This is a genomic window from Stenotrophomonas sp. 2694, from assembly GCF_040548715.1.
Classification (GTDB): Bacteria; Pseudomonadota; Gammaproteobacteria; order Xanthomonadales; family Xanthomonadaceae; genus Stenotrophomonas; species Stenotrophomonas indicatrix.
In genome coordinates this window covers 158,749-184,330 of the sequence record NZ_JBEPSG010000006.1, presented here as the reverse complement: position 1 = coordinate 184,330, position 25,582 = coordinate 158,749, and the positions used below count along the sequence as shown (strand labels likewise).

Sequence of the window (25,582 nt, the reverse complement as noted above, 5' to 3'; positions counted from 1 at the left end):
CGTCGTCCTGTCCTCTCCATCTACAGCACGCGTTGCCAAGGGCACCGCAAGCGGGAAAGGGAACATTCTACGGATTGGCAGCCCGGCATGCCGGTTCATGCTGCGGCGCATCCCAGCCGGTAACGGGTGTGCCGCTAGAATGGCGGCATTCTCACCGGGTAGGGCAGTAGAGATGCAGCAATCAACTTCCAGCGGCACGCGCAGCAAGCGTTTCGCCTCTGCGGCGCAGGCCCTGCAGGGCGTGGTCGCCGATGGCCAGACCCTGGCCGTGGGGGGCTTCGGCCTGTGCGGCATCCCCGAGGCACTGATCGCCGCGTTGCGCGACAGTGGCGCCAAGGGCCTGACCGTGATCTCCAACAACGCCGGCGTCGATGGCTTCGGCCTGGGCCAGCTGCTGGAAACCCGGCAGATCAGCAAGATGATTTCGTCGTACGTGGGCGAGAACAAGGAATTCGAACGGCAGTTCCTGGCCGGCGAGCTGGAGCTGGAATTCAATCCGCAGGGCACCCTGGCCGAGCGCCTGCGTGCCGGCGGGGCGGGTATCCCGGCGTTCTTCACCGCCACCGGTTACGGCACCGTGGTCGCCGAGGGCAAGGAAACCCGCGAGTTCGATGGCAAGCACTATGTGATGGAAACCGCGCTGCGCGCCGACGTTGCCCTGGTCAAGGCCTGGAAGGCCGACGAGGCCGGCAACCTGGTGTTCCGCAAGACCGCGCGCAACTTCAACCCGGCCTGTGCAATGGCCGGCAAGGTCTGCATCGTGGAAGTGGAGGAGGTGGTGCCGGTCGGCAGCATCGATCCGGACCAGGTGCACCTGCCGGGCATCTATGTGCACCGCATCGTGCACAACCCCACCCCTGAAAAACGTATCGAACAGCGCACCATCCGTGCGGAGGGCAATTGACATGGCATGGACCCGCGATGAGATGGCGGCGCGCGCTGCGCGTGAGCTGACCGATGGCGCCTACGTGAACCTGGGCATCGGCCTGCCGACGCTGGTGGCCAACCACATTCCCGAAGGCGTGGACGTGTGGCTGCAGTCGGAAAACGGTCTGCTGGGCATCGGTCCGTTCCCCACCGAGGCCGAGGTGGACGCCGACCTGATCAATGCCGGCAAGCAGACCGTCACCGCACGTGCGGGCGCCAGCTACTTCGGCAGCCATGACAGCTTTGCGATGATCCGCGGTGGCCACGTCAACCTGGCCATCCTCGGTGCGATGCAGGTGACCGACAAGGGCGACCTGGCCAACTGGATGGTGCCCGGCAAGATGGTCAAGGGCATGGGCGGTGCGATGGACCTGGTGGCCGGCGTGCAGCGCGTGGTGGTGCTGATGGAGCACACCGCCAGGAACGGCGAACACAAGATCCTGGCCGAATGCACGCTGCCGCTGACCGGTGTGGGCGTGGTCGACCGCATCATCACCGACCTGGCGGTATTCGATGTGACCGATGACGGGCTGGTGCTGGTGGAGACTGCAGCGGGCGTGGGCGAGGATGAGTTGAAGGAAAAGACCGGCGTCGCGTTCAAGCGCGCCTGATTGAGCAGTGACAGGAGGCGCCAGGTGCCTCCTGTCGATCAGCCGCGTTGGGCGTAGGCATATTCTTCGCTACCGCTGGCGTCGGGCTCACCAACGCACGCGGCCGCTGTCGCCACCCGTAGTCCGGCGTGTTCACAGCATGTACCGAACACGCGTTCAACGGCGTGGGCCAGCGTCCCATCTATCTGGCCGTGCTCAGCATCGAAGTTGCTTCGATACAGGTGCGCGTCCAGCAGCGGGCGCAGGGCCTGCAGCCGCCACCAGCCCATGCTGCCGGCACCGAACCGGCCGTCGCCTGCCGCAGCGTGCAGGCCGAGCCGCACCTGCAGCCGTTGCAGCGCCGGACCATTGCCTCCAACGTACTGGGCAACCGGCAGAAGGTGGCCTTCGGCGACGACCATGCCCAGTCCGGGATCGGCCTGGAACGCGGCGTGGATGCGCGCGGCTCGGCCGTCCTGCACGAGGCGCTGCAGCAGTTCCTGCCGCCACTGATCGCCATTGGAGCGATGGCTGGAACGTTTCGTATGCAGCTTCAGGATCACATCGTGTTGGCCCTGTAGCAGTTCAGCCACTTCAAGGAACGGCAGGATGTCCCGGCCATGGTTGTCCACAGCCATGACCTCGCCCTGCAGGCCATGTGCAACAAGTGCCTGCTGCACGGCGTCCACCTGCTGGGCCGGAGTAGTGACCACGATCCGCCACGGCAGTGCTGCATCGCGCAGTGCGGACAGGACCTCGGGGAGTGTCTCCAGGTACCAGGCATGGAGATGGACCGCCGGCTGCTGGATCGGTTCGGCGGCCGGTGACAGCGCATCGCGGGTAGCCTGCAGCCATGCATGACCCAACCGTGCATCCGGCTCCAGCACGGCGCCCTCGGCCCATTCGTTCCAGGCGTTGATGAAGACCATGCGCTGCTTTGCCGGTACTGCCGACAGCCGTTGATGCACCGTGGTGCGCAGCCAGTCGCGGTAGCCGCGTGGCGATGCATGCAGGTAGACCCGGCCGCGGCCGGAGCGCCTGGCTTCGTTGTCCCAGCCCGGGTTCACGCCCGGATACAGCGGATAGTCCGGCAACGGGCGGGCGCCAATCTCGGCCGCGAGTTCACGCCAATCGCGCACGTCGCCGTTGAAATCGGGATTGAGCAGCCATTGCTGTGCCGACAGCGAAGAAGGGTTGCTCATGTTTGGAGGGAATTCGACGGCAGCGTCGAATCCGATGTCACGGGGGTCGGGGCGTTCAAAGCCTTGAACGTAGGCCAGATGGACCTCGCCCACGCCATTCTCGCGGCACCAGCGGCGCCAGCGCTCGGCGGTGGCACGTGCATCGGGCAGCAGATGGGGGCGGTAGACCAGCAGCATCGGCCGACCATCGACCTTCAACGCGCGACGGTCACGCAGATAGGGCGCGATGTGGGCGATGAAGGCCAGATCGTCTTCGGCGCTGTGCTGCTGGCCGATCAGGATGTCATCGTCGCGCCCGTCCCAGCGGCGTGCCCAGTTCTCGTTGGCCCAGCACAGGCAGAACGGCAGGTCGATGCTGTCGTCGTCCAGCCAATGGCGCAGCGGGTCTTCCATCAGCGTGCGGCCGCTGAACCAGTAGTAGTAGAAGCAGAACGCGCCGATACCGTATTCGGTCGCGAGGCGCGCCTGGTCACGCATCACCTGCGGATTGCGCAGGTCGTAGAAACCCAGATCGGCAGGCAGGCGTGGCTGCACATGGCCTTCGAACTGCGGCAGAGCGCGGGTGACGTTGCGCCATTCGGTAAAGCCCTTGCCCCACCAGGCATCGTTTTCCGCAAACGTGTGGAACTGCGGCAGGTAGAACGCCACCAGCGTTGCCGGCAGCGGCGAGGGCAGCGTGCCCTCGCGCCAGGCAACGTGGCCGATCGCGGGCTCGTCCGCACGCCAACGCAGCTGCGCAGCGGCGCTCGGTCCACCAGCGTTCTGCTGTCCTTTGGGCGGTGGCGGCACCCAGTCGCCATGGCGGGCCAGAAGGCGGGTGCGCAAACGGTCACGCTGCCCCTGCGACAGCGGCAACGCCCGGAAAGCTGCACGCAGCAGCGGGAACAGAGCCTGACGCAAGCGGCTGTTGGTCATCGGACGCGTTCCGGAAAGGGGGAACGGAAACCCGGCATCGCATGGAGAGCATCGATCATGCCCCCATTTTCGGCGTTGGCGGCCATGGCGGCAAACATGGCCGTGCTAGCGTGGGGGGATGCTGTTCCCGACCGACATTCCCGACGCTGACGTCCGCCATTTGCCAAGCTGGTTGCCTGGCGGGCAGGCTGATGCCCTGCAGCAGGCCCTGCAAGCCGAAATCCCGTGGGAAACCCACCGCATCCGCATGTTCGGCAACTGGGTGGATTCACCACGCTTGAGCTGCTGGATCGGCGATCCGCAGGCACGTTATCGCTATTCAGGTACCGAGTTCGTGCCGCATCCGTGGCCGCCACGGCTGTCCGCGCTGCGCGACCGGCTACAGGCCGAGGGCGTCGGTCGATTCAACAGCGTACTGCTCAACCGCTATCGCGGCGGCACCGACTACATGGGCTGGCACAGCGATGACGAGCCCGAGCTGGGGCCGGCGCCGCTGATCGCTTCGTTGAGCCTCGGCGCAGCGCGGCGGTTCCTGCTGCGCCGCCGCGATGACACCACGCGCAAGGCGGAATTCCTGCTCGGTCATGGCGACCTGCTGCTGATGGGCGGCGCTACCCAGCGCCATTACCAGCACGCGCTGCCGAAGATGGCGCGGGTGCAGGGCGAACGCATCAACCTGACGTTCCGCTGGATCCATCCGCGTTGACCGGGCTTCGCCGGGCATGGCCCGGCGCTACCAGGAACAGGTGGCGGTAGCGCCGGGCCATGCCCGGCGTGCGAAACGGGCAACCTCAGCGCTTCAGCGCCTGCTTGTCATTCTGCCCGCTGGTCAGCGTCCAGCCCACCACGTCCTGCGCTACCTGCTGCAGGCCACGCTCGAACGCCGCTGCCACTGCCGACACATCGGTGCTGCCCACCGGCTGCAACTGGCGGAAGGTGCGGTCGGCGACCACGCGCTGGTTGGTGACGTCGATCAGCTTGGCGTTGATCTCGATGACGACCGTCGGCGTTGCCTGGCCCTGGTAATCCGATTCGAAGCGACGGATGTCGGTGGACAGCTTGTAGTCGGCGCGGATGCCGGCGGCAACGCGGGCCACGCCGTGGATGCGGCCGGAATCCTCGAAGCCACGCAGCAGGGTGTCTTCGATCATGTCGGTGGCCGGCTGCGCCCAGCTGGCGCCCTTGTAGATCTCCAGCTCCGACGGCGTCGGCCGTACGTTGATGCGCGGGCTGTCGACCATGCGCGCGGCGCTGGGCTTGGCCAGCACCAGCTGCCAGTCGGCCTGCGGCCAGCTGGGGTCGACCTTGACCTGCACAGCCGGCGAATACAGGGTGACGGGATTCTTGTCGCCGCTGCCGAGGATCGAGCAGCCACCCAGCAGGGTGGCCAGCGACGCTGCCAGCAACAGGCGCGGAAGGGTGGTCGGGCTCATTTGGGTTCGAACTCCTTCGGGGCGTCGCGGCCGAGCAGGTAGCGTGCGGGATTGTTCTCGAGGCGGTCGCTGACCCGGCGCAGGTCGCGGATCAGGCCACGCAGTTCACCCAGGGTCGGGCCGAGCTGGCCCAGGCCGTCATTGGCGAAGCTGTTGATGGCGGCGCGGTTTTCGCCAAGGATCGAATCGGCATTGCCGGCCGCCGAATCAAGCTTGGCCAAGGTGGCGTCGAGCTTGTCGATGATGCCCGGCAGCTGCTGCACCAGGTTCTTGTCCAGGCGCTCGATGGTGCCGTTGGTGGTCTTCAGGGTGGCGTCCAGGCTGCGCGCGGCATCGCGCGCGCTGAGCAGCAGCGACTGCGTGCCCTGGTCGCGGTCGGCCAGGCCGCCACTGATGGTTTCCAGGTTGGCCAGGGTGGCGTTGATCGAGGCGACGTTGCGGTCGCTGAGGATCTGGTCCATGCGCTCGACGATGCGGTTGGCCACGTCGGTGATGTTCTGCAGCGCCGACGGCGTGGTCGGGATGATCGGTGCCGGGTCCTTGTTGACCGTGGTCAGCGCCGGCGACTGCGGCGTGCCGCCGCTGAGCTGGATGATCGACGGGCCGGTCAGGCTGGTGATCGCCAGCTTGGCGCGGGTATCGGTCTTGACCGGCGTGGTCGAGTTCAGGCGGATGCGTGCGACCACCTGGCGCGGGTCATCCGGTACCAGGTTCAGTTCGGTGATCGAGCCCACCGCGATGCCGTTGTACTGCACCGGGCTGCCGACCGACAGGCCGGTCACCGCTTCGCGGAACACCACCCGGTATTCCTGCCAGGTGCGGTCGGAGGAGTACTTGGCGGCCCACAGGCCGAAGGCCAGCAGGGCCAGGCCGGTGATCAGGGTGAACGCGCCGATCAGCACGTAGTTGGCTTTTGTTTCCATGGCTCAGGCACTCTCGATCTGTTCGCCACGCGCAGCGCGCGCGCGGGGTCCGTGGAAGTATTCCTGGATCCACGGATGATCCAGTCTCTCGATTTCCGGCAGCGGCGCATTGGCCACCACCTTGCGGTCGGCGATGACCGCCACCCGGTCGCAGATCGCATACAGCGTGTCCAGGTCGTGGGTGATCAGGAACACGGTCAGCCCCAGCGCTTCCTGCAGGGTCTTGATCAGGCGGTCGAACGCCGCCGCGCCGATCGGGTCCAGGCCGGCGGTGGGCTCATCCAGGAACAGCAGGGGTGGATCCAGCGCCAGCGCACGTGCCAGGCCGGCGCGCTTGCGCATGCCGCCGGACAGCTGCGAGGGCAGCTTGTTGATGGCATCGGCGGGCAGGCCGGCCAGTTTCACCTTCAGCAGTGCCAGTTCGTAATGCCAGCGCTCGGGCAGTTCGCGGTGGTGTTCCTTCAGTGGCACCTGCACGTTCTCGCCGACGGTCAGCGACGAGAACAGGGCGCCGTCCTGGAACAGCACGCCGGTGTTGCGCTCGATATGCAGGCGGCTCTCGGGATCGTCGGCGCGCGCATCGCGGCCGAGCACCTCGATCTGCCCTTCATCCGGCACGCGCAGCCCGAGGATCGAGCGCATCAGCACCGATTTGCCGGTACCCGAGCCGCCCACCACGCCAAGGATTTCGCCACGTCGCACGTCCAGGTCCAGCCCTTCATGCACGGTCTGGCTGCCAAAGCGGTTGACCAGCCCGCGCACGCGTATGGCCAGGTCGTGGCCTTCGTCGTCCTGCATGGGCACGTCTTCGGGGGTCGGATGCGTAGTCATGTCACCAGTCCATGTGCATGAACCACAACGCCGCGAAGGCGTCGATGATGATCACCAGCGAGATCGTCTGCACCACGCTGGAGGTGGTGCGTTCGCCGACCGACTGCGCGGTGCCTTCCACCTTCAGGCCTTCCAGGCAGCCGATCAGGCCGATCACCAGCGCGAACACCGGCGCCTTGGACAGGCCCACCAGCATGTGCCGCACTTCCATCGTTTCGTGCATGCGCGCGATGTACATCTGCGGCGGGATGTCCAGGTCGAACGCGCCGACGGTGATGCCGCCGGCCAGGCCGGCGACCATCGCGATGAAGGTCAGCAGCGGCAGGGTCAACAGCAGCGCGACCAGGCGCGGCAGTACCAGCAGGTCGATGGGATCGAGCCCCAGGGTGCGCATCGCATCGATTTCCTCGCGTGCCTTCATCGCACCGATCTGCGCGGTGAAGGCACTGGCGGTGCGGCCGGCCAGCACGATCGCGGTCAGCAGCACGGCGAATTCGCGCAGGAAGGCGATGTTCACCAGTTCGACCACATAGATCTCCGCACCGAAGTCGCGCAGGATGGTCGAACCGAGGAAGGCGATCACCGCGCCGACCAGATAGGACAGCAGCGCCACCAGCGGCACCGCATCCAGCCCGACCTGTTCCATCTGGTGCACGGTCGCGGTCAGGCGGAAACGTCGAGGTTCCTTGACCAGGCGCGCACCCTTGACCAGGTTCTCGCCGAGGAAGCTGCACAGTGCCTTGATGTTGTGGCCGGTGGCATGGACGCTGACACCCAGCCGCTCCAGTGCGGCCAGTACGCCGAAGTCACGCTTCGGCTTCGGGCGGTCGTCGGCTACTTCTTCAATGGTGCACACCAGCGCCTGGTGGTCCGGGCGGAACTGCAACGCGTCTTCGCTGAGGTCAGCGCGATGGGCGACGCGCAGCACCTGCAGCACGCCGGCCGAGTCGAGCAGCTCGATGCCGGTGGCGTCGATGCCGGTCAGCTTGTCCGGAACGCCACGCAGCACTTCGGCCGCGGCCAGCGCGGTCTTCAGGGTCCAGTGGCCGGACAGCCGGATCAATCCCGGATCCTGAGCGTCCTGTTCGAGCTGGGGGGCGTGGGTCGGGGTCATGGGGGCCATTCGGGTCGCAGCATAACCGTTCTGAATTGCACGTCGCGTCGAACCAGGATGAATTTCTCCAGCAGAGCCTGACGTAGGTAATACTACGGCGCATGTCCGCAGACGCTCACACGATCCCCACGCCCCAGGCCACCTACGCGCAGCGCGTGGCCTTCGTTTCCGAGATCGCCGGCCGCCTGCACAGCTACGGCACAACGGCCCAGCGCCTGGAAGCGGCGGTGGTTGCATTGGCCCGGCAGCTCGATCTGGATTGTGAACCGTGGTCGAACCCCACCGGCATCATCCTCAGTTTCAGCGATCCGGCGCAGGCCATCGGCTCCAGCGACATCACCCGGGTGATCCGCTTGGCGCCCGGCGAGAACGACCTGCACAAGCTCAGCGTGGCTGACGGGATCGCCGAAGAAGTGGCCAACGGCCGCATGAGCATTGCCCAGGGCCACACCGCGCTGCGCCAGCTGGACAAGGATCCGGGCCGGCGCGGCAAGCTGCGCACCATCCTGTCCTTTACCCTCGGTGCGGCCGGCGTGGCGGGCATGTGGAAGCTGCCGTGGCTGGACATCGCCACCGCCGGCGTCATCGGCCTGTTGATCGGCCTGCTCGGCATGGTCACCGACAAGCGCCCGGCCAGCCGGGAAGCGGCCGAAGCGCTGGCGGCGCTGCTGGCCGGCCTGGTCGCCACCGTGGTTGCCACGTTCGTGGGTGCCCTGAATCTCAACACGGTGATCATCGCCTCGCTGGTGGTGCTGCTGCCGGGCATGTCACTGACCAATGCGGTCAATGAACTGGCCAGCCAGCACTGGGTGTCCGGCACCGCGCGCTTTGCCGGCGCGTTGACCACGATCATGAAGCTCAGTGTCGGCGCGATGATCGCGGTGACCCTGGCCGATGTGCTGGGGCTGGACCCGATGATCCGTGCCTCGCGGCCACAGGGGCCGTGGGTGGAGTGGGGCTCGCTGCTGACGGCGGCGTTCGCCTTCGCGATGTTGTTCAAGGCCAACCGCCGCGACTATCCGTGGGTGATCGCCGCCTCGGTGGCCGGCTACGCGATCTCCAAATTTGGTGGTCATGCCTGGGGTACGCCCGCCGGCATCTTTCTGTCGGCGATGCTGCTGACCGCCGGCGGCAACCTGTTCGGGCGCGTGGTCGGCCGCCCCGGTGCGATCATCCGCCTGCCGGGCATCATCATGATGGTGCCCGGCAGCACCAGCCTGCGCGGCGTGCTGACCCTGGTCCAGCAACAGGACGTGGGCGCCGGCCAGAGCGTGTTCCTGACCGTGTTGAACGTGGTGATGGCGCTGGTCGCCGGCCTGCTGTTCGGCAACCTGCTGATGCCGGCGCGCAAGACGCTGTGACCAGGCGGTAGCGCCGGGCCATGCCCGGCGGATCGGGAAACCAACCGCTGCGCTCGCCGGGCATGGCCCGGCGCTACCCCAAAAAAACGCCGGCTTTCGCCGGCGTTTTTCATTCCTGCTGCAGCTGGCCTCAGGCCTTCTTGATCAGGAAATCTTCCGGCTTCTTGCTGCCCTTGGCGGTCAGCTCGGCCATCCAGCGCGGCTGCTTGCCACGACCGGTCCAGGTTTCCTTCGGGTTGGCCGGGTTGCGGTACTTCGGCGCAACCTTGCCCAGCTTGCGGCCGGCAGCCTTGGACGGGGCCTTGGTGGTCTTGGCGACCTTGCGCGCGCGCGGTGCGGGTTCACCACCGAACAGTTCCTCGATGGTGTAACCCTCGGTCTTGGCCAGCTTGCTCAGCTGGGCACGAACCTTGGTGATCGGGCGACGCTTGGCGACGATGGTCTGCTGCTTCTTGGCTGTGCGGATCAATGCGCCCAGCTCACGTGCAGACAGGCCGGTCAGGTCGATGCTCATCAACGATTACTCCAGAAACTAATTTAGGGACAGGGACGAGCCGGTCCGTGGCGTCGCAGGACAGAGTAATGAGGAATTAATCCCAGCACAAACAGTTGCGGTCACCGTCTGTCGGCTGGCTGGCCCGGTTGCGACCATTTTGACCGGATTATGTCCGTTGCGGTTTTCCCGGGGCGGCCAGCCGCAAAAAAAAAGACCGGGGTATACCCCGGTCTTTTTCCGATCAGCCCTGCAGGCGCTGCAGCAGGGTGGCCTTGTCCAGGCTCTCCGCTTCGGCTGCGCGACGCGAGCGGTACTCGAAGGTGCCTGCGGCCAGGCCGCGCTCGCTGACCACCACGCGGTGCGGGATGCCGATCAGTTCCATGTCGGCAAACATCGCGCCCGGGCGCAGGCCGCGGTCGTCCAGTGCGGCATCCAGGCCGGCATCGCGCAGCTCCTGCAGCAGAGCTGCAGCTGCATCGGCCACGCCTGCGTCGCCCTTCGGATTGATCACGCAGACCACCACCTGCCACGGCGCCATCGCGTCGGGCCAGATGATGCCGGCGTCATCGTGGTTCTGCTCGATGGCTGCGGCGACAACACGCGAAATACCGATGCCGTAGCAGCCCATCGTCATTACCGCGGCCTTGCCATTCTCGTCCAGCACGGTGGCATCGAGCGCCTTCGCATAGGTGCGGCCCAGCTGGAACACGTGGCCGACTTCGATGCCGCGGGTGATTTTCAGTTCGCCGCCGTCCAGCGCACGATCACCGGCGCGCACGTTGCGGATATCGGCCACTTCCGGTTCGGCCAGGTCGCGGCCCCAGTTGACGCCGGCCAGATGGAAACCGGCCTCATTGGCACCGACGACGAAGTCGGACATCGCCGCCACTTCGCGATCGGCGACCACGCGGATCGGCTTGGCCGGGGCGACCGGACCAAGGAAGCCCGGCACGCTGCCGAGGTATTCGGCGATCTCTGCTTCGCTGGCAAAACGCTGCTCGTCCAGGCCAGCAACCTTGCCCAGCTTGATTTCGTTGACCTCGTGGTCGCCACGCACCAGCGCCAGCACGAACTGCTGTGCCTCGCCTTCGCCGGCGATCAGCGCCACCGACTTCACCGTACGCTGCAGATCGATGCCCAGCAGCGCGGCGACGTCTTCGCAGGTCTTCTGGGTCGGGGTCTCGACCTTGCGCAGCGCTTCGCTGGCCGCAGCACGCGCGGCCGGATCGGCGGCGATGGCCGCTTCCATGTTGGCCGCGTAGTCCGAACCGGTGGAGAAGACCAGCGCGTCCTCACCGGAGTCGGCGATCACGTGGAATTCCTGCGAGGCGTCACCGCCGATTGCGCCGGAATCGGCCTGCACCATGCGGAAGTCCAGGCCCAGGCGGGTGAAGATGCGGCTGTAGGCCACCTTCATGTTTTCGTACTCACGCACGAGGTCTTCGTCGTGCAGGTGGAACGAGTAGGCGTCCTTCATCAGGAACTCGCGCGCGCGCATGACACCGAAGCGCGGGCGGATCTCGTCGCGGAACTTGGTCTGGATCTGGTAGAAATTCACCGGCAGCTGCTTGTAGCTGGACAGTTCGCTGCGCGCGAAATCGCAGGCCGCTTCCTCGGCGGTGGGGCTGTAGCAGAAGGTCTGTTCCTTGCGGTCCTTGATCTTCAGCAGCTGCGGGCCGAATTTCTGCCAGCGGCCGGTCTGCTCCCACAGTTCCTTCGGCTGGATGGTCGGGATCTGGAATTCCACGGCACCGGCGCGGTCCATTTCCTCGCGGACGATGCGTTCGACCTTGCGCAGCACGCGCAGGCCCAGCGGCGACCAGGTGTACAGGCCGGATGCGAGCTTGCGGATCATGCCCGCGCGCAGCATCAGCCGGTGGCTGGTCAGCTCGGCGTCGCTGGGGGTTTCCTTGGTGGTGTGCAGGTGGAACTGGGAGAGGCGCATCGTCGGCTTCGGATTACGGCAGAGATACCTATTCTGCCAGCCCGGCCGGGGGAGGGGTATCGGCCGGGCGGCGCCCGGCACCCGCAGAGGCAACGGCTGGAGCAACGGCAACAGCAACAGCAACAGCAACAGCAACAGCGGGGTTGCTGTGGGATGGCGGGGTGGGTCCGGTTGCGGGGGACGCCGTAAACCCATCCGTGGGGGCTTGGCCGCGGCATCCATGCCGCGGACACCCCCGCAACCGGACCCACCCCGCCTTCGACAGATCTCCGCAATCTGTCGGGATGGCATGGCCTGCTCTATGGCATGGCCTGCTCTTGGTGGGTGTCGACCTTGGTCGACACGTAGATCCACGCCATGCGTGGATGTTTTTCGTCCCGATTTCGAAATATTCGATTTCGATGGAGATGCATCCACGCATGGCGTGGATCTACTGGCCACCGGGAAACTGTCGAAGACGGGGCGGTGTCGGATTGCGGGGTGTCAGCCGCATGGATGCGGCTGCCAAGCCCCCACGGATGGGTTTACGGCGTCCCCGCAATCCGACACCGCCCCGTCATCCCACGGAATGCCCGCTTTTGACGTTGACGTTGACGTTGATTCGGCGGGTGCCGGGCGCCGCCCGGCCGATCCCCCCTCAACCCGCCGGAGGGCAGTACGCCTTGATCGCCGCCTCGGCCAGGCCCTTTTGCGCGCTGCGCTGTTCCGGGGTAAGCGCGGTATCGGCCTTGCCATCGCCATCGGTGTCCTGCATCACCGGGCCGGTGCCTTCCAGCAGCGTCACGTTGGCGCGGGCGGTGCTGCATTGTTCCGGCACCGGCGCGGCGGCAGGTTCGGGGGCCGCGTCCGTCGCCGCTGTCCTGGCCTGGGCACGGGTCTCATACTTTGCCCCGGCCGGCGGCGTTTCCGAATACTGGGTCACGCCCTTGGCGTCCTTCCACTTGTAGACAGGGCCGGCCAGCGCAATGGTACTGGCCAACAGCAGCAGGCAACCCAGGCAGGACAGGGCACGCATGGCAAACTCCGCAGAATGGGCGTAGAACGCCGATTGCAGCATTGGCGCCGACCGCTGGCAAGTCGATTAAACTGGATTCCATGGACCCGATCACACCGCCGCCGCGCTCGCGCACGATTTACCTGCTGCCCAACCTGTTCACCACGGCTGGGCTGTTCTCTGGTTTCTACGCCATCATCGCCGCGGCCAACGGGGATTTCGTCAACGCCAGCATCGCCGTGTTCGTGGCGGCGGTGATGGACGGCCTCGATGGCCGTGTCGCGCGCCTGACCGGTACCAGCAGCGAGTTCGGCGTGCAGTACGATTCGCTGGCCGATCTGGTCAGCTTCGGCATGGCACCGGCCCTGGTGATGTATCACTGGTCCCTGTCGGAACTGAAATACGACGGTGAGCTGGTCGGTCGCCTGGGCTGGGCGGTGGCGTTCCTGTACGCCGCCTGCGCGGCGCTGCGCCTGGCGCGCTTCAATACCCAGGTGGCCGTTGTCGACAAGCGCTGGTTCGTTGGCCTGGCCAGCCCGGCTGCCGCCGGCCTGATGATGTCCTTCGTCTGGGCCTTCGCCGATGGCACGCTGGGCTGGAACGGCAACGAGCTGCGCTTCGTGGCGTTGGCGGTGACCCTGGTCGCCGCACTGTTGATGGTCAGCCGCATCCGCTTCTGGAGCTTCAAGGGCGGCGCGGCCAAGCAGGGCGCGCGCTCGGACCGTGTCCCGTTCCTGGTGCTGGCACTGGTGCCGATCGCCATCGCCATCGCGGTGATCGACCTGCCCCGCGTGCTGTTCGTCGTCGGCATCCTGTACGCCCTGTCAGGCCCGGTGATGTGGGGCGTGCAGCGCCTGCGCAAGAAGCCCGAGGCGGCGTGAGCCAGGACCTGCCCGTGTTGTGGTCCCCGGCCCAGCAGGCCTGGCTGCAGGCCATGGGCTACACCGTCTATCACGACGGCCAGTTGGCCGCCGAAATGGACGCGGCACTGCAGCTGAGCGTGGCTGAAGCCGCAGCGTCGGCACCCGTGCCGGTCGAGGCGACGCGCGCGGCTCCACCTTCGATGCAGCACGCACCCAGCCAGCGCGGTGCGGCGCCGGAGCCTCGGCTCGAGCGCGCGCCACCACGCACTGCCGTGCCGGTAGCGGCGCCGGACACCGTCCCGGCTGCGGCCCGTCCGCTGCCCACCGGCAACGCGCGCCAGCCGCTGGTGCGCCTGCCTGACCGCCTGCAGATCGCGCTGTTGCGTGCCTCGGGCTGCAATCCCAACGACCCCGCCACCCAGGCACTGATGGACAGCTGGCCGCTGGAGCAACTGCGTCGCGACCCCGCAGCCAAGCGCGCGTTGTGGCCGCAGCTGCGCGCGCTGCGCAAGGGCGGAACCGCATGAGTGCGGTCAGCCAGCCCGGGCCGGTGGCGCTGCGTGCGCTGCGCGAGAGCGATCTCAACGCGGTGATGGCCATCGAAGTGCGTGGCTATCCCTATCCCTGGACCCGCGGCATTTTCCTGGATTGCCTGCGTGCCGGTTACCCCGGCCTGGCCATGGAGCGCGATGGCCTGTTGATCGGCTATGGCGTGCTCAGCCTTGCTGCCGATGAAGCACATGTGCTGAACATCTGCATCGATCCGCTGGTGCAGTCGCGTGGGCTCGGCCGCCAGCTGCTGCGTGCGCTGGTCCGCCTGGCCGGTGATCGAGGCGCGCAGCGGGTGTTCCTGGAAGTGCGTCCGTCCAATACCCCGGCGCTGGCGCTGTATCACAGCGAAGGCTTCAACGAGATCGGCCGGCGCCCCCGCTACTACCCTGCTGCGCAGGGGCGCGAAGATGCGCTGGTGATGGCGATCGAGCTGGTGGACGGCGAGCTGGAGACAATGCCGCCGCTGTAATGGGCGTCGCGTGGCCGCTGCGCTCGCCGGGCATGGCCCGGCGCTACCGATGCGTTGTTTACGCCAGCCGCAGTGCCAGCACACCGCCGACGATCAGCGCGGCCGCCACCCAGCGTGCACGCGGTACCCGCTCGCGCAGCAGGAACACCGAGATCAGCAGCGCGAACAGGATCGACGATTCGCGCAGCGCCGACACCATTGCCACCGGCACCTGGGTCATCGCCCACAGCGCCATCGCATACGAGGCGGTGGTACCGATGCCGCCGGCCACGCCCAGCGGCCAGTGCTGGCGCGCATACGCCAGCAGCTTGCCGCGCTGCCGATGCAGCGCCCACAACGGCAACGGAATGCCCGACAGCAGGAACAGCCACAACGTGTAGCTCAGCGCATTGCCGGACAGTCGCGCGCCCTGCGCATCGACCAGGGTGTAGGTGGCGATCATCGCCGCCGTCAGCAACGGCAGCCGCAGCTGGCCGCCACGTGCGCCGCGGGCCATGCACAGGATGCCGCCACTCACCAGGAGGACACCGAGCCAGGCCGACGGCGGCAGGCGTTCGCCGAGCACGGCGCCGGCCAGCGCAACGAGGATGGGCGCGCAACCACGCATCATCGGATACGCCAGGCTCATGTCGACCTGCTGGTAGCAGCGTGCGACCAATGCGTAGTAGGTCACCTGCAGCAGCGCCGAGACGGCCAGCCACGGCCAGCTTGCGGCGGTGGGCATGGGCAGCAGGGGCAGGGCGATGGCCGACAGCAGTGCAGCGCTGCCGGTGACCAGCACCGTGCCGAGGAACTTGTCCGGCCCGCGTTTGACGATCGCGTTCCAGCTGGCGTGCAGTGCGGCGGCGGCGAGGACCAGCAGGAAGATGGAAAGCGGCATCAAGCGATGATGCCAAAAGACAGGGGTGGGTGCCGACCTTGGTCGGCACATCGTTTTGCATGGCAGGTGCCAACCTGGGTTGGCACATCACAGCGGTGCGGACCAAGGTCCGCACCCACCCGGGAGGCGTTACAGCTTCGCGCGCTGTTCGCGCAGGCCGGCCAGCTGGTTGTTCCAGTCGACCAGGCGCACGCGTTCCTGCTCGATCACCGCCGGCGGAACCTTGTCGGAGAACTTGGCCAGCTTGGTCTCGCTCTTCTCCTGTTCGCCTTCCACGCGCTTGATCTCCTTGTCCAGGCGCGCGCGCTCGGCATCGAGATCAACCAGGCCTTCCAGCGGCACCAGCAGCTTCAGCTCACCGACGATCGCGGCGGCGGCCGGCGGCGCACTCTGTGCGTCGGCCAGCCACTGGATGCTGTCCAGCTTCAGCAGGAACGACAGCGAAGCGCTGAAGCGCTCGATGCGCTCGCGGTCCTGGCTCTGCCCGGCATGTTCCTGGCCGGCCAGCAGGCGCAGCGGCACCAGCCTGGACGGGGCGACGTTCAGCTCGCTGCGCACGCGGCGCACCGCACTGATCACTGCCTTCAACCATTCCACGTCGGCCTCGGCCTGGGTGAAATCGCCCTCGAATTCGGCGGCGGTCGGGTACGGGCGCAGTGACAGCGTGGTTTCGGCCAGGCCCAGGCGCGGTGCCAGCTGCTGCCACAGCTGTTCGGTGATGAACGGGGTCAGCGGGTGCAGCAGGCGCAGCAGCGCTTCCAGCACGTACAGCAGGGTGTGGCGGGTGCTGTCGGCGTCGGCGGCATCGGCGCCGTTCAATGCCGGCTTGCTCAGCTCCAGGAACCAGTCGCAGAACGCGTTCCAGGCGAATTCGTACAGGCACTGCGCCAACAGGTCGAAGCGATAGGCGGCGAAATGACCCTGCGCTTCGGCGGTGGTAGCGGCCAGGCGCGAGAGGATCCAGCGCTCGGCATCGGTCCGCGGCGTCGGCACGCCGGTGAACGCCGCACCTTCGGTGTTCATCAGAGTGAAGCGGCTGGCGTTCCACAGCTTGTTGCAGAAATTCTTGTAGCCCTCGGCGCGGTTCATGTCGAACTTGATGTCGCGGCCATGGGTCGCCAGCGCGGCGATGGTGAAACGCAGCGCATCGGCACCATGGGCGGCGATGCCGTCCGGGAACTCCTTGCGCGTGGCCTTCTCGATCTTCTCGACCATGCGCGGCTGCATCAGCCCGCCGGTGCGCTTGGCCACCAGATCATCGATGGTGATGCCGTCGATGATGTCCAGCGGATCGAGCACGTTGCCCTTGCTCTTGGACATCTTCTGGCCCTGGCCGTCGCGGATCAGGCCGGTGAAGTAGACGTCCTTGAACGGGATCTTCCCGGTCAGGTTGTCGGTGGCCATGATCATGCGCGCCACCCAGAAGAAGATGATGTCGAAGCCGGTGATCAGCACCGACGACGGCAGGTAGCGGTCGAAACCGCGCTCGGCCATCGCCTGCTCGTTCGGCCAGCCCAGGGTGGAGAACGGCCACAGCTGCGAGGAGAACCAGGTCTCCAGCACGTCGCTTTCCTGGCTCAGCACGACGTCGCTGCCGAGATTGTTTTTCGCCCGCACCTCGTCTTCGCTGCGGCCGACGTAGCAGCTGCCGGTGGCGGCATCGAACCATGCGGGAATGCGGTGGCCCCACCACAGCTGGCGGCTGATGCACCAATCCTGGATGTTGGTCATCCAGTGGCGGTAGGTGTTGATCCAGTTCGGCGGCACGAAGGAGATGCTGCCGTTCTCGACCAGCTCCAGGCCACGCTTGGCCAGCTCGTCCATCTTCACGAACCACTGGTCGGTCAGGTACGGCTCGATCACCTGGCCGGTACGGTCGCCGCGCGGCACCTGCAGCTTGTGCGCCTTGGTCTCGACCAGGATGCCCAGGTCTTCCAGTTCAGCCAGCACGGCCTTGCGCGCGTCGTAACGGTCCAGCCCCTGGAAACGCTCCGGCGCGTTGTCGTTGATCGCGGCCACCGGCGTGAACAGGTTGATCATCGGCAGGCTGTGGCGCACGCCCACCTGGTAATCGTTGAAGTCATGCGCCGGGGTGACCTTGACCACGCCGGTACCGAACGCACGGTCCACGTAGTCATCAGCGATCACCGGCACGCGGCGGCCGGTCAGCGGCAGCACCACGCTCTTGCCGATCAGGTGCAGGTAACGCTCGTCTTCCGGATGCACCATCACCGCGGTGTCGCCCAGCAGGGTTTCCGGGCGGGTGGTGGCGACCACCAGGTAATCGCGGGTTTCGCGCAGGGTCTCGACGCCGTCGGCATCGCGCTCGACGTGCTCGTAGCTCAGGCCTTCATCCAGCTGGTAGGCGATCGACCACAGGAAACCCTCTTCCTCGGCGCTCTCCACTTCCAGGTCCGAGATCGCCGTCTTCAGCACCGGATCCCAGTTGACCAGGCGCTGGCCACGGTAGATCAGGCCCTGCTCATGCCAGCGCACGAAGGCTTCGATCACCGCTTCGGACGGCTGCGGGTCCATGGTGAAGGTGCTGCGCGACCAGTCGGCAGACGTGCCCAGGCGGCGCATCTGCCGTTCGATGATGTCACCGGACTGCTGCTTCCATTCCCACACCTTGCCGATGAAGCCCTCGCGGCCCAGCGAATCGCGGGTCTCGCCATTGCCTTCCAGCGCCAGGTTGCGGCTGACCACCATCTCGGTGGCGATGCCGGCGTGGTCGGTACCGACCTGCCACAGCGTGTCGTAGCCGCGCATGCGGTGGTAGCGCACCAGCGCATCCATCAGGGTCTGCTGGAAGGCATGGCCCATGTGCAGGGTGCCGGTCACGTTCGGCGGCGGCAGCAGGATGGTGTATGGCTCGCCCTTGCCGGACGGCTTGAAATGGCCGGCCTTCTCCCAGGCCTCGTAGAGGTCGGTCTCGAAGGACTTCGGGTCGTAGCTGGAGGCGAGTTGGGTCATGCGGGGGAACCAGTCATCAAGGCGGGAAGGGAGATCAGCGCGACCCGAGGGTGCGCCGGATCTTCTGGTCGGTGTGGTACTGGCTGACCGAATAGGCAGCCCAGATCGCGGCGGGCAGCCAGCCGATCAGGGTGATCTGCAGGATCAGGCAGACGATGCCGGCAAACGGCCGGCCGATGGTGAAAAAGGACAGCCAGGGAAGAATCAGGGCGATCAGCAGGCGCATCAAGGGGTCCTCGCAGGGCTTACATGTCGTGCTTGTTCAGGTCGTAGCCGGCGGTCTTGTACTGGCGCCAGCGCTCGCGCAGTGGTTCGCGCGCCTCCGGATCGGCCGGGACCACTTCCAGCACGCGCTCGCACTGGCCCAGCCAGGGTTCGTCGCGCAGGTTGATCACCAGCGGCCGCACGGGCGCCTCGCCGCCGGGCGGGGCGATCAGTACCAGGGCTTCTTCCTCGTCCACGTCCTCACCTACGATCTGGTGCGGAATGTAGGCATCGTCGTCGAATGACCAGAGAAGTTCGTCAAGTTCTTCGGCCTGGGCCTGGTCGCGGGCGAGGACCAGGGTGAACAACCCGGCGTCGTTGGCCTTGCGCGCCAGCTCGCAGACCAGGCGCAACGGCTCGGTCAGGAAACGGGGCTTGGCGATCAGGTAGAAGTCGGCGCGGGGCATGGCGGCATCCAGGTGAGGCAGGTGCCGGTCCATGCCGGGTGGCGGCTGGACCGGCGAGGCCCCGGCCGGCGGTTGCCGGCCAGGGTCAGGTACAGCGTCAGGCGCGGGCGACCTGGTCCAGCAACCACTGGCTCAGCAGGCCGACCGGACGGCCGGTGGCCATGCCACGCTTGCCTTCATCGCTGGCCACGCCGGCGATGTCCAGATGGGCCCAGCGCTGGCCTTCGGCGAAGCGCGACAGGAAGCAGCCGGCGGTGATGGCACCGGCCCAGCGGCCGCCGATGTTGTAGACGTCGGCGAAGCTGGAATCCAGCATCGGCTGGTACTCGTCCCACAGCGGCAGGCGCCAGGCGCGGTCGAAGACCTGCTCGCCGGCGGCCAGCAGTTCGTTGGCCAGGTCGTCGTGCTTGCTCATCAGGCCTGCGGTCTGGTGGCCGAGGGCGACCATGCAGGCACCGGTCAGGGTCGCCACATCGACCAGCGCCTGCGGCTCGAAGCGCTGCGCGTAGGTCAGTGCGTCGCACAGGATCAGGCGGCCTTCGGCGTCGGTGTTGCCCACTTCGATGGTCTTGCCCGACATCGAGGTGATGACGTCGGACGGACGGTAGGCATTGCCGTCGATGGCGTTTTCCACCGCCGGGACCACCACCACAAGATTCAACGGCAGCTTGGCCTTGACCGCAGCGACGAAGGTGCCGATGACGTTGGCGCCACCGCACATGTCGTACTTCATCTCTTCGATGCCGCCCTGGGTCTTCAGGTTGACGCCACCGGTATCGAAGGTGATGCCCTTGCCGACCAGCACGTAGGGCTTGGCGTCGCCGCCATTGCTCCACTTCAGCACGACCAGGCGCGGGCGGTTGGCCGAGCCACGGGCCACGGCCAGCAGCGAGCCCATGCCCAGCGCTTCCATCTGGGTCTCGTCGAGGATCTCGGCTTCGGCACCGTCATGCTCGCCGGCGAATTTCACGCCCACTTCAGCCAGATAGGCCGGGGTGCAGTAGTTCGGCGGCAGGTTGCCCAGCTCGCGGGCGAACTCGACACCGGCGGCGATGGCCTGGCCCTGGGCCAGGGCCTGCGCGTCATCACCGGCGATGGCCAGCTGGGCCAGGCCGGCATCGTCGGCCTTCTTCTTGCCCAGGGTGGCGGTGTAGCGGTAGGCAGCGTGGTCGGCGGCGATCACCGCCTGGCGGATCGCCCAGGCCGCGTCGCGGTCCTTCACTGCCACTTCGGACAGGGTGAACAGTGCGCTGCGGGCAGCGCCGGCCTTCAGCGCGCGCACGGCATCGCCGACCGCCTTCAGGTACTGCGGCACGCCGAAGCGGGCGGCATCGCCGAGGCCGACCACCAGCACGCGCGGGGCGGCGACGCCCGGCAGGTCGTGCAGCAGGGTGGTGGCGCCGGTCTTGCCGGACAGGTCGCCGCGCTGGGCCAGGGCGGCCAGGCGGCCACCGCTTGCAGCATCCAGTGCCTGCGCGGACGCAGTCAGGGTATGGTCGGCATAGGCGCCGACGACGATGCAGTCAACGGCGGCCGAAGCCGCAGCGAGGTGGTTCAGGGTGAATTCGAGAGCCATTGAGCAGATTCCATTGGCAAGTCCGTACAATCGCGGACCGTTTACGCCCAGACGCTAGACTGGGCGGCACCGCGAACGAACCTGAGAGTTTAAACCACCGCCCCATGTTGAAGCTCGACCGCTATCTATTGGGCGATTTCGTCCAGAGTTTCCTGGCTACCCTGATCGTCCTGCTGGTGGTCAGCGTGGGCGGCGTGCTGGTGGACATCCTCGGCAACATCGCCGACGGGCGGCTGCCGGCCAAGCTGCTGTTCTCGCAGCTGGGCCTGCAGTTCATCGTCTACATGCCGCTGATCCTGCCGCTGGCACTGATGCTGGGCCTGCTGCTGGCCATTGCCCGCCTCTACCGCGACTCGGAAATGGCGGTCATCACCGCCATCGGTGTCGGCCCCCGGCGCCTGCTCAAGCCCCTGCTGATGCTGGTGCTGCCGGTGATCGCGGTGGTCGGTGCCTGTTCGCTGTGGCTCGGCCCCTGGGCCGGGCGAACCGCCGAACAGATGGTGCAGGACGCCAACCGCAGCGTGCTGATGGCCGGCCTGGAGCCGGGCCGGTTCACCCCGCTGCCCAATGGCGGGGTGGTCTATGTCGCCTCGATCTCGCCCGATGGCAGCCAGCTGGGCCGGGTGTTCCTGCAGCGGCAGAAGGAGGATCGCCTTGAAGTGGTGTCCGCCGCCAGCGGCCGCATGTACTTCGAAGGCGCCCGCCAGCGTTTCCTCGAACTGGATGATGGCCACCAGCTGGAAGGGCCGGCGGCCGGCGCACTGGACTACCGCCTGGCGACCTTCGCCCGCAACGACGTGGCGCTGCCCGACGGCAGTGAGGCCCGCAAGAGTGATGACCCCGAACTGATGCCGACCACCGCGTTGTTCGGTGACAAGCGCCCCGAGGCCCAGGCACAGCTGCACCGTCGTCTGGCGCCGCCGCTGATCGCGCTGGCCTTTGCCCTGCTGACCGTGCCGCTGGGACGCAGTTCGCCGCGCCAGCAGCGCTATGGGCGGATGATGCTGGCCCTGATGGCCTACATGGTCGGTACCAACCTGATGTTCATCGGCAGTGGCTGGATCGCCAATGGCCAGATTCCGCCGGCGCTTGGCCTGTGGTGGCTGACCCTGCCGCTGCTGGCACTGGCGATCTGGATGTACGCGCGTGACGGCCGCATGGCCCGCCCGAAGGGAGCCCGCGCATGATGCTGCGACCGATGCGTTTCGATCTGTACCTGGGCCGGGCAGTGCTGGGTACCGTGCTGCTGACCTGGGCGGTGCTGGTGGGCCTGGACGTGCTGATGGCCTTCTCCGGTGAGTTCAAGGACATCGGCAAGAACGGCTATTCGTTGGGCCATGCTGCCGCCTGGGTGCTGTACACCGTGCCGCGCCGGGCCTACACGATGTTCCCGACCGCGGCGGTGATCGGCGCGCTGATGGGCCTGGGCCAGCTGGCCGCGACCTCGGAGCTGACGGCGCTGCGCGCGCTGGGCCTGTCGCGCAAGCGCCTGAGCGTGTCGGTGGCGATCGCCCTGTCGCTGCTGACCGGGCTGATGGTGATCAGCGCCGAGACCCTGGGGCCGTGGGGCCAGAACCGCGCCGATTCGCTGAAGATGAGTGCCAAGTGGGGCACCGACATGGCGGTGGCGCGTTACTCCGGCCTGTGGGCGCGTGAGGGTGACACGTTCCTCAATGCACAGAGTGGCGAAGAACAGCTGGTCGGCGACAAGGGCACCCGGCTGATTCTGCGTGACGTGCGCCTGTACAAGATCGACGAAGAGGGTCGGATCGGTACGCTGACCCATGCGGCCACCGCCGAGCATGACAAGGATGGCTGGGTATTGACCGGCGTGCGCCGTGACACCTTCGGCGAGCGCTCGGCAACGCGCCAGGAAGCGGCCCGTGAGCCGTGGAATTCCAAGCTGGATGCCGGCGCCCTGGCCACCGGCATCGCCAAGCCGCGCAACCTCAGCGTGTCCGAGCTGAGCACCAGCATCGCCTACCGCGAGCGCAACGGGCTGGATGCACGCGACTATGAGGATGTGTACTGGAGCCGCTGGTTCTATCCGTTGAATGTGCTGGCGCTGTGCCTGGCGGCGGTGCCGTTCGCGTTCGGTTCGCTGCGCAGTGGCGGCATGGGCAAGCGCTTGTTCCTGGGCATCCTGTTCGCGCTGGCGTTCTGGCTGCTGCAGCTGTTCTTCGGCCGCATGGCCGGTGCGCTCAAGTTCGACTACCGCATTGCCTATGCGCTGCCGCCGATCGTGATGCTGGCCGTGTCCGGGTTGTTGTTCCGGCGCAAATCGGGCTGATTCCGGTAGCGCCGGGCCATGCCCGGCGAAGGTGTGCGATATCCCGCGTCCGCCGGGCATGGCCCGGCGCTGCCAGGACAGGTCAGCGCTTCGGCATCCGCAGCAGCTGCGTGGCACTCGCGCGGTCGTGCCAGGTCAGCCGCTGGCGATCCACCAAGGCCCACCAGAAGCCCAATCCGCCCAGCAGCAACGACAGCGTGGCCACCGCGAAGCGCAGCCACAGCTGGCCGCGTCGCAACGGCGTGCCATCGCGTGATTCCAGCTTCAAGCGCCACGGGCGCATGCCCAGCGTCTGCCCACCGCGCCGCCAGCTGGCGGTGGCATACCACCCGGTCACAGCCCAGCACACCGCCCACAGCAGCCATTGCCAGGCACTGAAAGGCGCGATGTTGTCGCGCTGCGCATGGCCGCTGAACGTATAGGCCAGGGTGAAGGCCGTGCCGGCCAGCATCCACAAGGCCAGCACCGGCAGCGCGTCATAGATCATCGCCAGCAGGCGCCACAGCAGCAGCGCGCGCGGGCGGGGCGTATCAGCGGCGACGTGGGCCGCATCGGTGGCGGGGCTCGACATGTGCCGAGCATACGCAATGCTGGCCGTGCCCGCAGTTGGCCTCGTATCCTGCGTGCATGGCCGTCACTTCCACCCCCGCCGAACGTCGTCAGCTGGTCCAGCAATTGCCCGAGCTGCGCGGCGAGGACAGTCAGCGCATCCAGCGTTTCCTCGATGCGATCTGGGCCGAGCACGGTCTGGCCCGCGCCACCCTGGACAGCTATCGCCGCGACCTTGAAGGCCTGGCGCGCTGGTGTGACGGGCGCGACGGTGGTCTGGCCGGTGTTGAACGCGCCGGTCTGTTCGATTACCTGGCCTGGCGCACCCGCCACAACTGGTCGCCGCGCAGCAACGCGCGGTTGCTGTCGGCGCTGCGCGCGTTCTTTGCCGATGCCGTGCGGCGTGGCGAACGCAGCGAGGATCCCAGCGCACTGCTGGACCCGCCGAAGCTGCCACGGCTGCTGCCCAAGGCACTGGCAGAGAGCCAGATCGACGCGCTGCTGGCGGCACCGGATATCGACAGTCCGCTCGGCCTGCGCGACCGCGCCATGCTGGAGCTGATGTATGCCGCCGGGCTGCGGGTGAGCGAGCTGGTGCTGTTGCCCGCCACCGCGGTGAACCTGCGCCAGGGCGTACTGCGGGTGACCGGCAAGGGCAGCAAGGAACGCCTGGTGCCGCTGGGCGAGGAGTCGCAGTACTGGCTGGAACGCTACCTGCAGCAGTCGCGACCGCAGCTGGTGGGGAAGGGCAAGGTGCAGGCGCTGGCCGACGGGCAGACGCCCCTGTTCATCGAACCGGCGCTGCATGGCTTGACCCGCCAGGCCTTCTGGCACCTGGTCAAGCGATACGCGGCGGTGGCCGGTATCGACCCGGCGCGGATCAGTCCGCATGGCCTGCGGCACAGTTTCGCTACCCACCTGCTGAACCGTGGCGCCGACCTGCGCGCGCTGCAGATGCTGCTGGGCCACAGCTCGCTGTCCACCACGCAGATCTACACGCTGGTCGCACGCGAACACCTGCAGAAACTGCACGCCCGCCATCATCCACGCGGCTGAGCCCGCGGCTGAACCCCTGCCGGGCCTGTGCGCGGCATCGCGGACCGCTCAGGATGGCTGTGTCAGAATCCGGGGTCTTCTTTCTGCTGCGGACTGCTCCATGCTCCGATTCGCCATCGCCGCCGTGTTCGGCGCGCTCAGCCTGAGTGCCTGCGCCCAGCCCGCCCCGCCCGCCGCAAAGGCCCCCGCTGCAGCGGCAGCCAAGACCGGCCCTGCCGCCACGGCCAATGCTCCGGCCGAGCAGGCCGTGCGCAAGGCGCTGACCGAGCTCAACCCCGGCTTCCAGGTGGACTACATCGGTGCCGCGCCCTTCCCGGGCTTCCGTGAAGTGGTGGTCTCCGGCCAGCTGCTTTACGTCTCCGACGACGGCCGCTACCTGTTCCAGTCGCAGCCCTACGACACCCGCGCCAAGAGCCCGGCCAACAGCGAAGGCCTGCTGGGCTACCGTCGCGACCTGCTGGCCAAGGCCAACCATGGCGACCGCATCGTGTTCGCCGCGCCGAACGCGAAGTACACCATCAGCGTGTTCACCGACATCGAATGCGGCTACTGCCGCAAGCTGCACCAGGACATCGCCGAGCTCAACCGCAACGGCATCACCGTCGAATACCTGGCCTTCCCGCGCATGGGGCTGGGCAGCAAGGATTACACCGACATGATCTCGGTCTGGTGCGCGGCCGATCGCCGCCAGGCGCTGACCAATGCCAAGCGTGGTGGCACGGTGGCAGCGAAGAACTGCACCAACCCGGTGGCGATGCAGTACGCCCTGGGCCAGCAGTTGGGCGTGAATGGCACGCCGGCGATCTTCGCGCCCGATGGCACCCAGCTCGGCGGCTACCTGCCGCCGGCGCAGTTGCGTGCTGCGCTGGAGAAGCTGTCGGCCAAGCGCTGATTGAAACGCCGCCGGGCATGGCCCGGCGCTACTTTGGATGGGCGGGTAGCGCCGGGCCATGCCCGGCGGATGCATCAGAC

General features: G+C 67.1%; 24 protein-coding genes and 1 pseudogene. 11 read left to right on the top strand and 14 right to left on the bottom strand.

Annotated features, from left to right (window positions below; genetic code table 11):
- Positions 1 to 172 precede the first annotated feature (172 nt).
- Positions 173 to 904, top strand: a complete 732-nt coding sequence (locus ABIA73_RS10145) for a CoA transferase subunit A (protein ID WP_025878484.1) — start codon at positions 173 to 175, stop codon at positions 902 to 904.
- A 1-nt stretch (position 905) separates the two neighbouring features.
- Positions 906 to 1,538, top strand: a complete 633-nt coding sequence (locus ABIA73_RS10140) for a CoA transferase subunit B (RefSeq protein ID WP_025878485.1) — start codon at positions 906 to 908, stop codon at positions 1,536 to 1,538.
- 38 nt (positions 1,539 to 1,576) lie between these two features.
- On the opposite strand, the gene ABIA73_RS10135 is transcribed toward ABIA73_RS10140, so the two are convergent.
- Complete coding sequence (locus tag ABIA73_RS10135; protein WP_354275730.1) at positions 1,577 to 3,634, bottom strand: glycoside hydrolase family 99-like domain-containing protein; 2,058 nt, start codon at positions 3,632 to 3,634, stop codon at positions 1,577 to 1,579.
- A gap of 118 nt (positions 3,635 to 3,752) precedes the next feature.
- Here ABIA73_RS10135 and ABIA73_RS10130 point away from each other — a divergent pair, with 118 nt between their 5' ends.
- The gene (locus ABIA73_RS10130; protein WP_025878487.1) at positions 3,753 to 4,340 is read left to right on the top strand and encodes an alpha-ketoglutarate-dependent dioxygenase AlkB family protein; all 588 of its coding nucleotides are present in this window, start codon (positions 3,753 to 3,755) and stop codon (positions 4,338 to 4,340) included.
- Between the two features lie 85 nt (positions 4,341 to 4,425).
- Here the strand turns inward: ABIA73_RS10130 and ABIA73_RS10125 are convergent, their stop codons facing one another.
- The 4 genes from ABIA73_RS10125 to ABIA73_RS10110 are packed head-to-tail and all read right to left on the bottom strand — an operon-like array spanning position 4,426 to position 7,944.
- Complete coding sequence (locus ABIA73_RS10125; protein WP_033830299.1) at positions 4,426 to 5,067, bottom strand: ABC-type transport auxiliary lipoprotein family protein; 642 nt, start codon at positions 5,065 to 5,067, stop codon at positions 4,426 to 4,428.
- A complete protein-coding gene (locus ABIA73_RS10120) occupies positions 5,064 to 5,990 on the bottom strand; it encodes an MlaD family protein (RefSeq protein WP_025878489.1) in 927 nt (308 codons plus the stop codon). The genes ABIA73_RS10125 and ABIA73_RS10120 overlap by 4 nt, the downstream gene beginning before the upstream one ends.
- Positions 5,991 to 5,993: 3 nt before the next feature.
- Entirely contained in the window at positions 5,994 to 6,821 is an 828-nt protein-coding gene (locus tag ABIA73_RS10115) for an ABC transporter ATP-binding protein (RefSeq protein ID WP_080150051.1), read from the bottom strand.
- Position 6,822: 1 nt separating this feature from the next.
- Complete coding sequence (locus ABIA73_RS10110; protein WP_177177018.1) at positions 6,823 to 7,944, bottom strand: MlaE family ABC transporter permease; 1,122 nt, start codon at positions 7,942 to 7,944, stop codon at positions 6,823 to 6,825.
- Positions 7,945 to 8,036: 92 nt separating this feature from the next.
- Here ABIA73_RS10110 and ABIA73_RS10105 point away from each other — a divergent pair, with 92 nt between their 5' ends.
- Positions 8,037 to 9,296: a threonine/serine exporter family protein gene (locus ABIA73_RS10105; protein ID WP_025878492.1), complete on the top strand. Its 1,260-nt coding sequence runs from the start codon at positions 8,037 to 8,039 to the stop codon at positions 9,294 to 9,296.
- Positions 9,297 to 9,432: 136 nt separating this feature from the next.
- Here the strand turns inward: ABIA73_RS10105 and ABIA73_RS10100 are convergent.
- From ABIA73_RS10100 to ABIA73_RS10090, 3 genes and pseudogenes are all read right to left on the bottom strand, one after another.
- A pseudogene (locus ABIA73_RS10100) lies at positions 9,433 to 9,810 on the bottom strand (H-NS histone family protein); the annotation flags it as partial.
- A gap of 223 nt (positions 9,811 to 10,033) precedes the next feature.
- Positions 10,034 to 11,737, bottom strand: a complete 1,704-nt coding sequence (locus tag ABIA73_RS10095) for a proline--tRNA ligase (protein ID WP_354275729.1) — start codon at positions 11,735 to 11,737, stop codon at positions 10,034 to 10,036.
- A 637-nt stretch (positions 11,738 to 12,374) separates the two neighbouring features.
- A complete protein-coding gene (locus ABIA73_RS10090) occupies positions 12,375 to 12,752 on the bottom strand; it encodes a DUF4124 domain-containing protein (protein WP_354275728.1) in 378 nt (125 codons plus the stop codon).
- A gap of 80 nt (positions 12,753 to 12,832) precedes the next feature.
- On the opposite strand from ABIA73_RS10090, the gene pssA reads away from it, so the two are divergent.
- The 3 genes from pssA to rimI are packed head-to-tail and all read left to right on the top strand — an operon-like array spanning position 12,833 to position 14,615.
- Positions 12,833 to 13,612 carry a CDP-diacylglycerol--serine O-phosphatidyltransferase gene (gene pssA / locus ABIA73_RS10085; RefSeq protein WP_025879365.1) on the top strand — a complete coding sequence of 260 codons (780 nt, stop codon included), beginning with the start codon at positions 12,833 to 12,835 and terminating at the stop codon, positions 13,610 to 13,612.
- Complete coding sequence (locus ABIA73_RS10080) at positions 13,609 to 14,121, top strand: hypothetical protein (protein WP_033830302.1); 513 nt, start codon at positions 13,609 to 13,611, stop codon at positions 14,119 to 14,121. The genes pssA and ABIA73_RS10080 overlap by 4 nt, the downstream gene beginning before the upstream one ends.
- The gene (gene rimI / locus ABIA73_RS10075) at positions 14,118 to 14,615 is read left to right on the top strand and encodes a ribosomal protein S18-alanine N-acetyltransferase (protein WP_032952160.1); all 498 of its coding nucleotides are present in this window, start codon (positions 14,118 to 14,120) and stop codon (positions 14,613 to 14,615) included. Before ABIA73_RS10080 ends, rimI begins: the two co-directional genes overlap by 4 nt.
- 58 nt (positions 14,616 to 14,673) lie before the next feature.
- Here the strand turns inward: rimI and ABIA73_RS10070 are convergent, their stop codons facing one another.
- The 5 genes from ABIA73_RS10070 to ABIA73_RS10050 form a co-directional block, all read right to left on the bottom strand.
- Positions 14,674 to 15,495 (bottom strand): EamA family transporter, encoded by an 822-nt coding sequence (locus ABIA73_RS10070; protein ID WP_354275727.1) that lies wholly within the window; start codon positions 15,493 to 15,495, stop codon positions 14,674 to 14,676.
- Between the two features lie 129 nt (positions 15,496 to 15,624).
- Positions 15,625 to 18,468, bottom strand: coding sequence for a valine--tRNA ligase (locus ABIA73_RS10065; protein WP_354275726.1), 2,844 nt, complete (start codon positions 18,466 to 18,468; stop codon positions 15,625 to 15,627).
- A gap of 34 nt (positions 18,469 to 18,502) precedes the next feature.
- The gene (locus ABIA73_RS10060) at positions 18,503 to 18,694 is read right to left on the bottom strand and encodes a YqaE/Pmp3 family membrane protein (RefSeq protein WP_025879360.1); all 192 of its coding nucleotides are present in this window, start codon (positions 18,692 to 18,694) and stop codon (positions 18,503 to 18,505) included.
- A gap of 19 nt (positions 18,695 to 18,713) precedes the next feature.
- Entirely contained in the window at positions 18,714 to 19,139 is a 426-nt protein-coding gene (locus ABIA73_RS10055) for a DNA polymerase III subunit chi (protein ID WP_025879359.1), read from the bottom strand.
- A 97-nt stretch (positions 19,140 to 19,236) separates the two neighbouring features.
- Positions 19,237 to 20,715, bottom strand: coding sequence for a leucyl aminopeptidase (locus ABIA73_RS10050; protein WP_025879358.1), 1,479 nt, complete (start codon positions 20,713 to 20,715; stop codon positions 19,237 to 19,239).
- 104 nt (positions 20,716 to 20,819) lie between these two features.
- On the opposite strand from ABIA73_RS10050, the gene lptF reads away from it, so the two are divergent.
- On the top strand, positions 20,820 to 21,902 hold the full coding sequence (gene lptF, locus ABIA73_RS10045) for an LPS export ABC transporter permease LptF (RefSeq protein ID WP_032977254.1): 1,083 nt from the start codon (positions 20,820 to 20,822) through the stop codon (positions 21,900 to 21,902).
- Positions 21,899 to 23,005, top strand: coding sequence for an LPS export ABC transporter permease LptG (gene lptG, locus ABIA73_RS10040; protein WP_025879356.1), 1,107 nt, complete (start codon positions 21,899 to 21,901; stop codon positions 23,003 to 23,005). The genes lptF and lptG overlap by 4 nt, the downstream gene beginning before the upstream one ends.
- Before the next feature lie 82 nt (positions 23,006 to 23,087).
- Here lptG and ABIA73_RS10035 read toward each other — a convergent pair whose 3' ends face one another.
- Positions 23,088 to 23,576: an RDD family protein gene (locus ABIA73_RS10035; protein WP_080150045.1), complete on the bottom strand. Its 489-nt coding sequence runs from the start codon at positions 23,574 to 23,576 to the stop codon at positions 23,088 to 23,090.
- A gap of 56 nt (positions 23,577 to 23,632) precedes the next feature.
- Between ABIA73_RS10035 and xerD the strand changes: the two genes are divergently transcribed.
- Both xerD and ABIA73_RS10025 read left to right on the top strand, forming a co-directional pair.
- Complete coding sequence (gene xerD, locus ABIA73_RS10030) at positions 23,633 to 24,610, top strand: site-specific tyrosine recombinase XerD (RefSeq protein WP_033830309.1); 978 nt, start codon at positions 23,633 to 23,635, stop codon at positions 24,608 to 24,610.
- A gap of 100 nt (positions 24,611 to 24,710) precedes the next feature.
- Positions 24,711 to 25,502 (top strand): thioredoxin fold domain-containing protein, encoded by a 792-nt coding sequence (locus ABIA73_RS10025; protein WP_025879353.1) that lies wholly within the window; start codon positions 24,711 to 24,713, stop codon positions 25,500 to 25,502.
- Positions 25,503 to 25,582: the final 80 nt, after the last annotated feature.